15 protein-coding genes are annotated in these 13,685 nt (G+C 64.7%); 11 read left to right on the forward strand and 4 right to left on the reverse strand.

Annotated features, from left to right (window positions below; genetic code table 11):
* Positions 1-42 precede the first annotated feature (42 nt).
* Positions 43-429, forward strand: a complete 387-nt coding sequence (locus tag DIC75_RS00695; RefSeq protein WP_250986095.1) for a hypothetical protein — start codon at positions 43-45, stop codon at positions 427-429.
* Between the two features lie 49 nt (positions 430-478).
* The gene (locus DIC75_RS00700) at positions 479-685 is read left to right on the forward strand and encodes a helix-turn-helix transcriptional regulator (protein ID WP_250986096.1); all 207 of its coding nucleotides are present in this window, start codon (positions 479-481) and stop codon (positions 683-685) included.
* A 405-nt stretch (positions 686-1,090) separates the two neighbouring features.
* On the opposite strand, the gene DIC75_RS00705 is transcribed toward DIC75_RS00700, so the two are convergent.
* The 3 genes from DIC75_RS00705 to DIC75_RS00715 are packed head-to-tail and all read right to left on the reverse strand — an operon-like array spanning position 1,091 to position 5,008.
* Positions 1,091-1,636: an archaemetzincin family Zn-dependent metalloprotease gene (locus DIC75_RS00705; RefSeq protein WP_250986097.1), complete on the reverse strand. Its 546-nt coding sequence runs from the start codon at positions 1,634-1,636 to the stop codon at positions 1,091-1,093.
* A gap of 50 nt (positions 1,637-1,686) precedes the next feature.
* Positions 1,687-3,948: a DEAD/DEAH box helicase gene (locus DIC75_RS00710; protein WP_250986098.1), complete on the reverse strand. Its 2,262-nt coding sequence runs from the start codon at positions 3,946-3,948 to the stop codon at positions 1,687-1,689.
* Complete coding sequence (locus tag DIC75_RS00715) at positions 3,929-5,008, reverse strand: ribonuclease H-like domain-containing protein (RefSeq protein ID WP_250986099.1); 1,080 nt, start codon at positions 5,006-5,008, stop codon at positions 3,929-3,931. The genes DIC75_RS00710 and DIC75_RS00715 overlap by 20 nt, the downstream gene beginning before the upstream one ends.
* A 129-nt stretch (positions 5,009-5,137) precedes the next feature.
* Here DIC75_RS00715 and DIC75_RS00720 point away from each other — a divergent pair, with 129 nt between their 5' ends.
* Both DIC75_RS00720 and DIC75_RS00725 read left to right on the forward strand, forming a co-directional pair.
* The gene (locus DIC75_RS00720; protein WP_250986100.1) at positions 5,138-5,905 is read left to right on the forward strand and encodes a TIGR01458 family HAD-type hydrolase; all 768 of its coding nucleotides are present in this window, start codon (positions 5,138-5,140) and stop codon (positions 5,903-5,905) included.
* Positions 5,906-5,909: 4 nt separating this feature from the next.
* Positions 5,910-7,013: a hypothetical protein gene (locus DIC75_RS00725; protein WP_250986101.1), complete on the forward strand. Its 1,104-nt coding sequence runs from the start codon at positions 5,910-5,912 to the stop codon at positions 7,011-7,013.
* 60 nt (positions 7,014-7,073) lie between these two features.
* Here the strand turns inward: DIC75_RS00725 and DIC75_RS00730 are convergent, their stop codons facing one another.
* Entirely contained in the window at positions 7,074-7,229 is a 156-nt protein-coding gene (locus tag DIC75_RS00730; protein WP_250986102.1) for a hypothetical protein, read from the reverse strand.
* Between the two features lie 236 nt (positions 7,230-7,465).
* Between DIC75_RS00730 and DIC75_RS00735 the strand changes: the two genes are divergently transcribed.
* Genes DIC75_RS00735 through glmU form a run of 7 tightly spaced genes read left to right on the forward strand, consistent with a single transcriptional unit; the run spans position 7,466 to position 13,684 of the window.
* Positions 7,466-8,197, forward strand: a complete 732-nt coding sequence (locus DIC75_RS00735; RefSeq protein ID WP_250986103.1) for an ABC transporter ATP-binding protein — start codon at positions 7,466-7,468, stop codon at positions 8,195-8,197.
* Positions 8,194-9,294 (forward strand): SufB/SufD family protein, encoded by a 1,101-nt coding sequence (locus DIC75_RS00740; protein WP_250986104.1) that lies wholly within the window; start codon positions 8,194-8,196, stop codon positions 9,292-9,294. Before DIC75_RS00735 ends, DIC75_RS00740 begins: the two co-directional genes overlap by 4 nt.
* 13 nt (positions 9,295-9,307) lie before the next feature.
* Positions 9,308-9,973 carry a protein-L-isoaspartate(D-aspartate) O-methyltransferase gene (locus DIC75_RS00745; protein ID WP_250986105.1) on the forward strand — a complete coding sequence of 222 codons (666 nt, stop codon included), beginning with the start codon at positions 9,308-9,310 and terminating at the stop codon, positions 9,971-9,973.
* Positions 9,970-10,584, forward strand: a complete 615-nt coding sequence (locus tag DIC75_RS00750; RefSeq protein ID WP_250986106.1) for a cyclase family protein — start codon at positions 9,970-9,972, stop codon at positions 10,582-10,584. Before DIC75_RS00745 ends, DIC75_RS00750 begins: the two co-directional genes overlap by 4 nt.
* Positions 10,581-11,186, forward strand: coding sequence for a hypothetical protein (locus DIC75_RS00755; protein WP_250986107.1), 606 nt, complete (start codon positions 10,581-10,583; stop codon positions 11,184-11,186). The genes DIC75_RS00750 and DIC75_RS00755 overlap by 4 nt, the downstream gene beginning before the upstream one ends.
* 37 nt (positions 11,187-11,223) lie before the next feature.
* Complete coding sequence (locus DIC75_RS00760) at positions 11,224-12,480, forward strand: phosphopentomutase/phosphoglucosamine mutase (RefSeq protein ID WP_250986108.1); 1,257 nt, start codon at positions 11,224-11,226, stop codon at positions 12,478-12,480.
* A gap of 4 nt (positions 12,481-12,484) precedes the next feature.
* Positions 12,485-13,684: a bifunctional sugar-1-phosphate nucleotidylyltransferase/acetyltransferase gene (glmU, locus tag DIC75_RS00765; RefSeq protein ID WP_250986109.1), complete on the forward strand. Its 1,200-nt coding sequence runs from the start codon at positions 12,485-12,487 to the stop codon at positions 13,682-13,684.
* The last annotated feature ends 1 nt before the right edge of the window (position 13,685 follow it).

The following is a 13,685-nucleotide window of genomic DNA, read 5'->3' on the forward strand; positions in this document are numbered from 1 at the left end:
ATTTTTCTAACTCAATGTTAGATATACCTAACAGGTGAAGTGATGAAGACGCGATACGCGGTACAGATTGCGGCGGGAGCGGTTCTCGGCGCTGCAGGAATCCTCCTCCCGTTCCTCGTAGCCGGGACGGAGGCAATCTCCTCGATCCTGGTGACGATCGGTCTCGTGATCCTTGCGGTGGCCGTGGTCCGGCACTGGAGGTTCCGGGACGAGCCGGAGAAAGACGAGCGGACGCAGAAGATCGGGGCATACGGCATCTCCTACTCGTGGTTCCTCACCCTCGTCTTCCTCGCGCTCCTCTTCTGGGTGGACTACCTCGGCGTGCTCTCCCTCACGGTCGAGAGCGTGCTGCTCGCCACCATCCTGTTGATGGGGCTCTCGGCCCGCATCTTCCAGTGGTACCTCTTCCGGCAGGGTGACATAGCGTGAGACCGGCAAACGCAGCCGGACGGCATCTGCCCGGGAAGGGGGACGTCGGGTGAAGACCCGGATCCGGGAACTCCGGGCGAAGACGGGGATTACCCAGGAAGAACTGGCACAGCAGGTGGGGGTCCGCCGGGAGACGATCGTCTTTCTCGAGAAGGGGAAGTACAACCCCTCCTTAAAACTCGCTTACAGGGTGGCCCGGGCACTCGGCTCCACCATCGAAGAGGTCTTCACCTTCGAGGACGAGGACCCGGCATGATCGTGCCGTAGCCGGAAGACCGGGAACCTCTGAACGCCGCTGCCATCCGGACCTCCCCGGACAGGCGGGCCCCGGGATTCGCAACCGACACCCCCGGGAGAGGACGGGCAGGCGGGTGCAGCAGAAAGCGTCCGCTCCGGGACGATACGACGGAAAACGGAGGAATCGCAAAAAGATATTGGGGACAATCACTAAGGTTGGAGTGGCAGGGTAAAAGCATTTTGATTTAAAATTCGTAGAATAATGCTCCCGATTTTCGTTTAAACGATCATTTGCGCCCATTTCCCCGGAACCAATTTTTATCAGACCATGAATATATTATATGGGAACGCTCCGATCATTCGGGGTGAGCGCAGCACCAGGGAATTGTTTTCCGCATTTTGGAGAGACATGTGTCAATCGTTTCTACCTGCCGGTCACCGCCGTCCGGCCTCCCGCAAAGACCCGCGGACGGCAGAACGTGCAGAACGCCGGCCCCTTCCGATCGGTCTCGGCGATTGTGTTCGAGAACCGCATGACACACCGGGGATCATCACAGTGGGCGAGCCCGAAGGTGTGTCCCAGTTCATGCACCGCTTCCACGACGGCCCGGCGCTGGAAGATGCCCAGGTCTTCAGGGAGGCTGTAGAACGGCTGCCTCAAGCGATGGAGGGAGATCAGGGCGCATCTCCGGCCCGCTATCCCGAAGACGAAGTTCATGCCCGGGAAGTAGAGATCGGCGTCGGTGACCCCCAGTACCCGATCGTAGTCGGCGGTCTCCGTGGAGAGCGAGAGGAACTCGAGCACCATCTCCGCATCGTACTGGTTGCGGGCGGTGTTCCGTGCAGCCGCGGGGAGCGGGATCTCCCTGCCTGTCGCCACATCACGGGAGAGCGCTGCCTTCAGAGGGTTCTTGAGCATCAGTATCTCTGCCGGATCGACCTTCCCGATAGGAACGAGGATGATACTCATGGCGGCGTCCCGGCGCCGGTTATCGGCAGGCGAGAACTTGATGGTATCGGTCAGGGATTCGTGGGTTGGCCCCCCATGACAGAGAACCGTCCGGCAAGGTCTTCGAGGATGATAACGGCCGCCTCCCGGTCAAGCGGCTGGTTCTGGTTCCCGCACTTCGGGGAGTAGATGCATGCCGGGCACCCAGCGGCGCACGTGCAGTCGCGGACCAGTTCGTGCGCCATCCCGGCGATCGCAGGGAGAAGGGCGAAGGCTTTCTCCGCAAGCCCGATCCCGCCCTCGTAGCCGTCGTAGACGAATATCGTCGGCGCACCGGTCGCGGAGTGGAGAGGGGTCGAGAGCCCGCCGATATCGCGGCGGTCGCAGACGACATGATAGGGCATGACGGCGATCAGGGCGTGCTCCGCGCCGTGCAGCCCGCCGGCAAGGTCCTGCCCCCCGGCGGCGACCGCTTCCGCCGTCCGATCCGGCACGGTGAACCAGAGAGCCTTCGTCGCGAGGCGGAGCGGCGGGAGGTCCAGCCGGTGGTGGCTCACGAGGCGGCCGTAGTGCCGTACCGTATACCCGACGACCTCTTCGGTGACCGTGACGTCGCCGAACGAGACCTGTACGCCGCCGATATCGCGGCGCCGGAGTTCCTGCACGACCGCCACGTCGGTGGTGGTGAGAGGCTGGGTGTAGGTATCCGTATCGGCCTCTTCCACCCGGATGGTATGTTGGTCGAGGTCCATTCCGGTCACCGCGTAGGTCTCTCCCCGGTGGAGGAGGACGGCGCCCGGGTGTCCCTCCCGGTAGGCCTGCCCCCGATCCATCGTCTCGAGCAGCCTCGCCCCGTGCATCACCCGGAAGGTATCGGAGGAGACGGCGTCGAGGCTGACCGTATCCGCCGCCCGTCCCTGTCCGGCGTAGATCCAGCCCCTTGAGGCCTTCCGGAGCAGGTGGACCCGCTCGAACGCCGCAAGCATCTCCGGCAGATCCTGGCCGAACCAGCGGCCGTCGCGCTCCGGATCGACCGGGAGTTCCGCCGCCGCGCAGAGGAGGTGGCCCGAGAGGATGTAGGGGTTCCCCGTATCCACGACGGCGTGCTCGCAGGGCCGGGAGAAGAACGCCTGAGGGTGACGCATGAAGTACTGGTCGAGCGGGTTCTCGAACGCGACGAGAACGGCAAACGACTCGCCGGAACGGCGCCCGGACCTCCCCGCCTGCTGCCGGACCGAGATCATCGTCCCGGGATACCCGGAGATGATGACGCCGTCGAGCGACCCGATATCGATCCCGAGTTCGAGGGCGTTCGTCGTCACGACGCCCCGGAGACTGCCGTCTTTGAGGGCGTCCTCGATCGCCCGCCGGTCTCCCGGGAGGTAGCCGGCCCGGTAGGCGCTTATCCCGGGGACCCCCCGGGCCCGGATCGCGATCAGTTCGGCAAGTTTCCGGGAGACGGTGAAACAGAGCGTCCGGCACCCGCTCTCCACCGAGGCGAGGAGGAGGTCTTTTGTCACCGAATGGACGGACCGTCCGCCGTCGGCAGAGGGATTGTAAAGGACGAACGCTTTCTCACCCCCGGGAGACCCGTCCTCCCCGATAGAGATCGCCTCCTCGCCGGTCAGGCGGGCGGCGAACTCCGCGGGGTTTGCAAGGGTGGCGGAGGAGAGGACGAACTGCGGGCGGGCACCGTAGTGTCCGGCGATGCGGGCAAGACGGCGGAGGAGCATGGCCATATGCGACCCCGCGACGCCGCGGTAGCGGTGCGCTTCGTCGATGACCACGAACCGGAGGTTCCGGAAAAACCGGCTCCACTTCATGTGCCAGGCCAGGACCTGGTGGAGCTCGTGCGGGTTCGAGAGGACGACCCGTGAGCGCTCCCGGATCGCCGGCCGCCTCCCGCCGGGCGTGTCGCCGTCGTAGATGGCGGCGTCCACCCGGATCCCGGAGACCCTCTCCAGCTCCCGGACCACCTTCATCTGGTCGTTCGCGAGTGCTTTTGTCGGGTAGAGAAAGAGCGCGGTCGCGGCGGGGTCCCCCGCGAGGCGCTCGAAGACCGGGAGCAGGAACGCGAGCGTCTTCCCGCTCGCGGTCGGGGTGGTGATGATGACGTTCTCCCCCGCCCGCAGGTGCTCGATCGCCGCGCACTGGTGGGTATAGAGCCGGATCCCCTTCCCGTCGCAGTAAGCCCGGACTTCTTCCGGGAGTGGGCGGGAGAGGTCACCGTAGCGGGCTTCACGGGGAGACGTGGTCTCGATATGCACGACCCGCTCCCGGAAGTCGGGGTCGGTCGCGAACAGGTCGAGGAAGTCACGCACCGCCGTCGCCATCCCCCCGGAGAAGCGCGAAAAGGCGGGCGAGCGAGACGAGGTCCTGCCGGTTATGCTCCACCACCGGGACGAGCGGGCCGGGATTCCCGGTCCGCTGGTAGGCGTCGTAGAACTCCGGCACCATCCTGCCAGGAACATCGCTCTCCCGGCCGACGCCGAGGACCCCCGTCTCGAGCGCGCCGAGCCGGCAGGAGGCAAACGAGTCTCTCCAGCGCCGGCGTGCAAAATGGAGGACGTCGAAGTGCGGCATGCCGAGGTCTGCCGGAATGCCGTAGTAGGCAAGCCGCTCCCTGATGTAGGGGAGGTCGAACGCCCGGCCGTTGAAGGTGACGAGTGCCGTACCATCCGCTTCCAGATCCGGGAGGACAGCGGTGAGCGCCGCCTCCTCCTCAACGACCGACCGGAGCAGGTACTGGCGGGTGGTGATCGATCCGTCCCCGACCCGGGCGAGGCCGATGAGGATGATCGGCCGGGAGAAGAGTCCCAGCGTCTCGATGTCGAGGAAGACGAAGTCTTCGGGGGCATGGAACCGGCTGGCCTCGAGGAGGAGCGGGTCGCTTCGTCGATGCCGCCGCCCGATCCACTCCAGAAGATCGCAGGTGTTTCCTTTTGCTACCGAGTCAAGGAGCCGTGCGGCCTCGCGGCGGTAGCGGGGGTGCCGGGCGAGATCGGCGACCGTCCGGTAACCCCGCCCCTTCAGCCTCCGCTCCGTCGCCTCGCCGATGCCGTGGACCAGGGTGAGGTCGCCGAGAATGGCCGCCGCCGCCCGGTCCGGACTCCGGTCGTCGAGGTCCATGGCACTCCGGGATTCGAGAACGTAACATGTCCCGGAAGGGCACGCAACCTCCCGGCCGCAGAAGACGTCCTCGAGTGCCCGCCCCCGGTACCCGGCGACGAGGTCGTCCCGGAGCCTCCGGGCCCTGTCGTAGTCGGAGCGGCAGATGAACGAGGACCAGGGGTCCGGAGAATACTCGTTGCTCTCGCCGACGGCATCGTACTCCCCGGCCCGGTCGACCCGGGCCCGCCACAGCCTCCCTGCCTGATCGAACGGGTGAGCCATCCTGTCGGCAGAGGGTTGGATTCTGCCGGCATTCAACATAACCGCCGCGTGGTGAAAGTGAACGGGGACCTCCCTCCCCCGTGTCCCGGGCACCGCATAAATACTCCTGCAGACAACAGAAGGAGAGATATGGAGATAGGAGCAGTTCTGATCGACATCGACGGCGTCCTCTACGTCGGCGACCGGCCGGTCGCTGGAGCGGATCGGGCGCTCCGGGAGCTCGACCGGCAGGGGATACCCTACCGGTTCGTCTCCAACACCACCCGCCGCTCCCGCCGCTCGGTCTCCGCCCGCCTGCAGGGCCTCGGCTACGCCATCCCGGAACCCTGGATAATCACCGCCCCGGTCGCCGCCGCCACACACCTGCGGGAAGGAGGGCGGACCCGGTGCTTCCTCCTCACCACCCCCGACGCCCGGACGGACTTCGAGGAGGCCGGTATCGTGGCTGTCGAGGAGGGGGCCGATGCGGTCGTGGTCGCCGATGCGGCCGACGGACTCGCCTATGCCACGCTGAACCGTGCGTTCCGCCTTCTCGTGAACGGCGCGGACCTCGTCGCGCTCGAGAAGGACCGCTACTGGATGGGGCCGGACGGGCTGATGCTCTCGGCCGGCCCCTTCGTGGCCGCGCTCGAGTACGCCACCGGAAAGGAGGCGGAGGTGATCGGGAAACCCTCGGGGGCGTTCTTCCGCCGTGCGCTCCGGGAGATCGGGATAAACCCGGATAAGGCGGCGATGGTCGGCGACGACATCGTCACCGATATCGGCGGCGCCCGGGCCTGCGGAATGCAGGGCATCCTGGTCAGGACCGGCAAGTACCGGGAGGAGACGGTCCGCCGATCCGGCATCGTGCCGGACCTCGTCATCGACTCGCTCGCGGACCTTCCCGACTATATCTGATACCATGTGGAAACGCATCCTCACCGCGCTCGTCCTCGTCGCCGCGGCACTCGGTGCCGGATGCCTGGGCGGCCTCCTGCACCCTTCGGTCGTCGCGCCGGCGATCGTGCCGGTCGAGGACGCGGTTCTCGATGACCCGCCGGTCTACACCTTCCCCTTCGAGGACGGGGAGGAGACGATCCGGATCGACCCCGACCCGGCGGTCTACGCCGGTGCGAAAGAGGCCGATCGGCAACTCTACCTCGCAAAAGACCTCCCAAAAGAGGAGTGGATCCCGATCTATTATCGGGCATTCGTCAACGACTCCCACCAGGAGCCCTTTTACGCAGACCTGCTCGCGGCACTCCGCGAGATCCGGGACCGGGAGGGGCTCGACGACGACCGCTACCTGGAACTGATCGCCGCGTTCGTGCAGTCCATCTCGTATGAGACCGACGCCTCGATTGTGGAGCCGAAGTTCCCCATCGAGACTTACGTCGACGGGGAGGGCGACTGCGACGACAAAAGCCTCCTCCTCGCCGGGCTCCTCGCACGGGAAGGCTACGGGGTCGCGCTCCTCTACTTCGGGGAGGAGGGGCACATGGCCGTCGGAGTGGGGAGCGCCGGGTGCTTCTACCGCAACACGTCTCGCGCCTACATCGAGACCACGAATAGAAGTTACGTCGGTATCCCGCCCGCGGCGCTCGCGGACGGGACGGTCCTCGCCTCCGACCCCCTGGTGATCCCGGTCGGGGACGGGGACCGGTTCTACGGTGCGTGCGGCGAGGTCGAGGCGATCGAGCGCGCCCTCTCGGCATCCCGCGACCGGGCCGGGGAACTCGGGGCGGAACTCGCGGCACGCGGCCGGGAGCTCGAAGAGGAGAGAGCGTCCCTTGAGTCCCTCGGCGCACGGCTGACGGCTCTCTCCCGGTCGGGGGAGATCCGGGAGTACAACCGCCTCGTCCCGGAATACAACCGGATGGCCCGGGACTACAACGATGCGATAGGAGCCTACAACGCCCTGCTTGATGAGTCGATGGCTACCGTGGACCTCCACAATTACCTTATCGCCCACGCCCACGATCGGCCCGGGTCGTACCTCCGTGCCCGGGAGTACCTCGCGGGGTGACCGGGGGCCGGTCACTCCCGGACGGTGCAGCGGGGGAGGTGCCGGGATTCCCGGGAGAGTTCAGGCGTAGCTCTTTGTCTCAAGAAGGGTACGGTTTGCCGGAGCGGTGGTGGCGAGGTACACCGCTTTACGCATCTGGCTCCGCCGAACAACGGTCGGATACCGGGCAGCCCGCTCGGCGAGGCAGGCAAACGTGGTGAATGCGGATCTTTCCATATATGAAACGGAGTGAGGCCGTTACTTAACCGTAGGCCGCGTGCGGGGTGAAAGTGAAGATCCGGGAGGTCCGCCCGGAATTCCCCACTTTTTACGCAGCGGTTCGGGGAATTTGAACTCATTCGGCCGGAATATCGGGTGTCACCCCGACCCGGACCCTTAGCCGCCGGAACGGTAATTGCTCCGTTGGCAAGTGTTAATGTATCCCCTGACAAATACATGGAACGGAGTGCCGTATGCTGGATATCAGTGATTTACACGTGGAAGTGGATGGCACCGAGAAGCTCCACGATATCAACCTCCATATCGGGCAGGGGGAGACCCATATCCTGATGGGGCCGAACGGCTCGGGAAAGAGCACGCTGCTCAAAGCCATCATGGGGTTCGGCGGCTATACTATCACGTCCGGGTCTATCGTTTTTAAAGGACAGGACATCACCGGGATGCCGATCCACGAACGGGCCCATCTCGGGATAGGCATGATGTTTCAGCACCCGCCCGCGATATCCGGGCTGAAACTCGGGAAACTGCTCGCCGCCACATCCCACATGGGGGAAGACGCGATAGAGGCGCTCGCACAGACGGTCAACATGGAGGACTTTCTTGCCCGGGATACCAACGTCGGGTTCTCCGGCGGTGAGATAAAGCGCAGCGAAGTCCTGCAACTGAAGGTGCAGCAGCCCGATTTCCTCATGCTGGACGAACCGGAGAGCGGCGTCGACCTCGAGAACATGAACCTGATGGGCAAGGAGATCGCAGGCCTGCTCGAGAAGGATGTCCATATCGTCAACCGCCGTCGGAGCGGCCTGATCATCACCCACACCGGCTACATCCTCGATTACCTCGAGGCCGACCAGGGGCACGTGCTGATCGACGGCCAGATCCGGTGTCACGGAAACCCCCGCGAGATCCTGCGCGTGGTCAAAGAGAAAGGATACGGAGAGTGTGTGCGTTGCAAACAGATGTGACCGATATCGAGCAACTCTCAGAGAAGGACCGGGAACGCCTCGCTCTGACCGGCCTTGAAGTAGGGATGCAGAATCGGTGCGGGAGTTTCTTCCAGATCGACCAGGACGTGATCCAGACCACCTGCGGGGCCGAAGGGATCGAGATGATCCCCATCAAGGCCGCCCTCGAGAAGTACGACTGGATCAAGGACTACTACTGGAACGCCGTATCGCGCGATAAGGATAAATACACGCAGTACCTGGCGAAGCAGGAGAACCCGCAGGGCCTCGTCGTCATCGCTCACGAGGGTGCAAAGGTCGAGATGCCCCTCCAGGCCTGCCTCTTCCTCCGCGAAGAGCCTGTGCAGCACGTCCACAACATCTTCATCGCGAGGGAAGGCTCGGAGATCAACATCATCTCCGGCTGCGCGAGTTCCTGGCAGAAGGAGCACGGAGCGCACATCGGGGTGACCGAGATTTACGTCGGCAAAGGGGCCAAGGTCACGTCCACGATGATCCACAACTGGAACCCGGGGATCAGCGTCTTCCCGCGGAGCGCCACCATCGTCGAGGAGGACGGGACGTTCCTCTCGAACTACGTCTGCATGCAGCCGGTCAACCGGATCGACATGTACCCGACGGCACGCCTGGTCGGGAAGAACGCCGTGGCCCGGTTCTCGAGCATCGTCGTCGCGACGCCGGGCTCGACCCTCGACCTCGGCTCCCGCGCCATCCTCGGCGCCGAGCACACGAGCGCCGAGCTCGTCACCCGGGCGATCACCACCGGCGGCACCATCATCTCCCGGGGCCACATCCTCGGCGAGAAGGACAACACCCGGGGCCACATCGAATGCAAGGGCCTGATCTTAAAAGACGGCATCATCCACGCCATCCCCGAGATAGAAGGGACGCTGACCGGTACCGAACTCTCCCACGAGGCTGCTGTCGGCAAGATTGCCCGCCACGAGATCGAGTACCTCATGGCACGAGGACTCTCCGAGGAGGAGGCCACCGCAACCATTATACGCGGGTTCCTGGATGTGAAGATCAGCGGTCTGCCTGCAGTTCTGCAGGCGCAGATCGATGCCGCAATCGATAAAGCTGAATCAGGGTTCTGATTCGGGAGAGGGGATGACACAGATCGATCCCTGCATGGGGGAACGCGAGGAGATGGTGGAGTTCCAGATCCGGGCCCGGGGGGTCGGGGATCGGAGGGTGCTCGCCGCGATGCGGAAGATCCCCCGCCACCTCTTCGTGCCGAAGGGCTTCGAGCGTGCCGCCTACGAGGACCGGCCGCTCCCCATCGGGGAGGGGCAGACCATCTCCCAGCCCTACATCGTCGCCGTCATGACCGAACAGCTCGAACTTAAACCGCACGACCGGGTCCTCGAGATCGGGACCGGCAGCGGCTACCAGGCGGCACTCCTCGCCGAACTCGCCGGCACGGTCATCTCCGTCGAACGCCTGCCAGATCTTGCCGAACGCGCCAGAAAGAACTTCGCCCGGGCGGGGGTCACCGGTGTTACGGTAGTCATCGGCGACGGCACGCAGGGGTACCCGCCGGAGGCACCCTACGACGCCGTCATCGTCACGGCGGCATCGCCCGATATCCCGAAGCCCCTGATCGACCAGCTCGCCGAAGGCGGGCGATTGATCGCTCCCGTCGGGCCGCGGGAGTGTCAGGACCTCGTCAAACTCGTCAAACGCGAAGGGAGGGTGGATAAGATCCCGCTCGGCGGCGTCTGTTTCGTGCCGCTGATCGGGCAGTTCGGATGGAAGGGAGAAGATTCCCCGTGAAGGTCTATGACATCACCCGGGACCTCTCCGAGAACGGCGTCCTCTACCCCGGGGACGTCCGGCCCCGGTTTCGCGAGATCGACAACGGGCAGTACCGCGTGACCGAGATGACCCTCGGGAGCCATTCCGGGACGCACATCGACGCCCCGTCGCACTACCTGGAAGGGGGCCGGACGGTCGACGAGATCCCGCACGGGGTGCTGGTGGGGCCCGCACGGGTGCTCGACTGCAGCGACGCGGGAGGGATCATCGGTCCCGGCAGCCTCGCTGGCCGCCTCGACGGCGCGAGGACGATCCTCGTAAAGACCTGGTTCTCGGGACGGCGGGAGTTCGAGCCCGGCTACCCGTCGCTCTCTCCCGAAGCGGCGGAGATGATCGTCGAGGCCGGGATAACCTGCCTCGGGACCGATGCCCCGTCGATCGAGGCATTTCATGGCGACGGTTCGGTCCACCGCCGGCTGCTCGGGAGCGGGACGGTCATCCTCGAACTGCTCGATCTCTCTGCCGTGCCGGGAGGAGACTATTTCATGGTGGCGCTCCCCATGCGGCTCAAAGGTGCGGACGGATCGCCCGTGCGGGCGATCCTCTGGGATAAGGAGGAAGAATCATGAGTTTCTGGCACGATGCAATCGGGAGACTGGAGACGATCCTTGCGGACAGCGGGTGCGAGGACGGTGTCGTGACGCTCGGTGTGAACTACGAAGCAGACGTCTGCCAGTACCCCAGAGGGGTCTGCATGGAGGGGTGCTTCGGCGGGCGGGGCGGACAGTTCATCACGAGCGAGCCCCTCCGGGCCAACACCCGGGTCTCCTTCATGTTCGGTGCGCCGCTCGCAAGCCCAAAGCAGCGGAGTGCAGCAGGCGCGATCGTCAACGCCGTCTCGGCGTTCCTCTGCCTGGCACGGAAACTCCGTCCGTGCACCCCCGACTGCTACGCCCCCTGCCTTGCGGAGCTCTCCCGCGAGGTCGGCGGCAAACGGATCTACCTCGTCGGCCCGATGCCGGTGCTCGAGCGGGCCCTCGGCAACCAGATCGTTGATGCGCCGGAAGCGGCCGATCTCTTCCTGGTCGCCGGAGACGGCATGACAACCGACGCAGGGGTCGCCTGCATCGACGAGTACCGGGGAAAGAAGCGGATGATCTTCCTCGGCCCGTCGGCCGCCGGGGTCAGCGGCCTTATAAGTCTCGAGCACTGGTGTCCCTACGGACGATGAATACCTTTTTTTAGGAAAGAAAGGATTATACAGGAGTATGCTTTTCGGCTCTTCCGGAATCCGGCAGGAGTTCGGTCCCGGTCTCGTCGATCTCGCGCTCCGCATCGGAGCAACCACCGCAGCCGGCGCTTCGGGGATCGTCGTTGGCAGGGATACCCGCACGACCAGCGAACTGCTGGAGCACGCCGTCATCGCCGGGATGCTCTCGGCCGGTGCAACCGTCTACACCTGCGGTATCGCGCCCACGCCGACGGTCGCGCACGCGACGGGATGCGTGGACGCAGGGTGCATGATCACCGCCTCGCATAACCCCGAGTCCTACAACGGGGTCAAACTGCTCAACCCCGACGGGTCGTCGTTCACCCGCCGTCAGCAGACGGCAATCGAGGGTGCGCTTGAGGGGTCGCACTGGGAGAACTGGGACAGGCAGGGGCACGTCTCTCCCGTCGACGCGGTGGACGCGCACCGGGAGGCGATCCTCGATCGGGTCAGCCTCTCCCGCCCCATCACGGCCGTGCTGGACTGCGGCAACGGTGCGGGAAGCGTCATCACCCCCGACCTCCTTAGCGAGGCGGGAGCAGCCGTAGTCGGGCTGAACTGCAACGTCGCAGGGAGGTTTGCCCGGCCTTCAGAGCCGCTCGAGAAGAACCTCCCCTACATCGGGGAGATCGTCCGGAGGCGGGGGGCCGCGTGTGCGGTGGTCAACGACGGCGACGCCGACCGGATGATGGCGTTCGACGAGAAGGGCCGCTACATCGACGGAGACCACCTCCTCATGCTCTTCGCGAAGTATCTCGACCGGAAGCACGTGGTCACTACCGTCGACGCCTCCATGGCGATCGAAGAGGTCGCGGAGGTCCGCCGCACGCCGGTCGGCGACAGTTTCGTCTCCGAAGAACTCCTCTCCTGGGGAGATTTCGGCGGGGAGGCATCGGGTAGCTGGATCTTTCCCGAGCACTCCTACTGCCCGGACGGGGTCTACGCCGCGGCCCTGCTCTGCGAGATCGCGTCGGAGTGGTCGATCGCCGAGGAACTCGACCGGATGCCCCGGTATACCCTCCTCCGGGAATCGTATCGAATCGACGCTCCGGGAGAGATCATGGCGGCGATCGGTGCCGACGAGCCGACGCACGGTATCCGGTTCGAGGATGAAGACGGCTGGTACCTGATCCGTGCAAGCGGCACCGAACCGAAGGTCCGGATCACGGCCGAGGGAAAGACGCCCCAAAAGGCGAAAGAGATGCTTGAAGCGGGGCATAACGCCCTTGAGCGAGCGAAACGTATTCTGGAGTGAGTATATGCAATGTGTCGTACTGGCAGCAGGCGAGGGGAAACGGATGCGTCCCCTGACCGCCCGGCGTCCGAAGGTGATGCTTCCCATAGCCAACCACCCGATGATGGAACATCTGGTCCTCGCGGCCCGCGATGCAGGGATCACCGACTTCATCTTCGTCGTCGGTTACTTCGAGCGTGAGATCCGGAACCACTTCGGGAACGGAAGCGGCTTCGGCGCGAAGATCACCTACGTGACCCAGCGGCACCAGCTCGGCACCGCCGACGCCCTGCGGGCGACGGCAGGAATGATCGACGACCGGTTCCTCCTCTTAAACGGCGATATGGTCCTCAAATCCGACGACATCAAGGGGTTCTGTCGGATGGATGCCCCCTGCGTGGGGATACACGAGACGGACCACCCGCAGGACTACGGCGTGGTGACCGTGGAGGGAGGCCGCATCACCGGCCTTGAGGAGAAGTCCGAAGACCCGAAAAGCAACCTGATCAACGCGGGAGCCTACCTCTTCGACCCCGATATCTTCGACCTCCTCTCGGGGATCACGATATCGGGCCGGGGCGAGTTCGAGCTGACCGACGCCCTCGAAACCTACATAGGGAAGAGAACGCTCAGAGCTTACCCGCTGGACTACTGGCTTGACGTCGGCCAACCGTGGGACCTCCTCGACGCAAACGAGGCGCTCATCTCCTCGCTCTGCCACGAACGGCACGGCACCGTCGAAGACGGGTGCACCGTCCCGGAGACGGTCAGCATCGGGAAAGGGACCGTTATCCGGGCCGGGACCTACATCGAGGGGTCCTGCGTCATCGGCGAGAACTGCATCATCGGCCCCCATGCTTATATCCGGGGCTCTACCGCCATCGGCGACAGCTGCCACATCGGCCACGCGACCGAGATCAAGAACTCCATCATCATGTCGGGAACAAAGATCCCGCACTTCAACTACGTGGGCGACAGCATCGTCGGCAGCGGATGCAACTTCGGGGCAGGCACCAAGGTCGCAAACCTCAGGCACGACAACGGAGCGGTGAAGGTCTGTGGGAAGACGACCGGCAGAAGAAAGTTCGGCGCCATCATCGGCGATAACGTCCTCTTCGGAATCAACTGCTCGGTCAACGTCGGGAGCCTCATCGGCAGCAACGCGAGAATAGCTCCTCACTCCCTCGTGGAAGGGTGCATCGAGGACGGTTCAATCATCAGGTGAT

This window comes from Methanoculleus oceani (genome assembly GCF_023702065.1).
In the GTDB taxonomy this organism is placed as follows: domain Archaea; phylum Halobacteriota; class Methanomicrobia; order Methanomicrobiales; family Methanoculleaceae; genus Methanoculleus; species Methanoculleus oceani.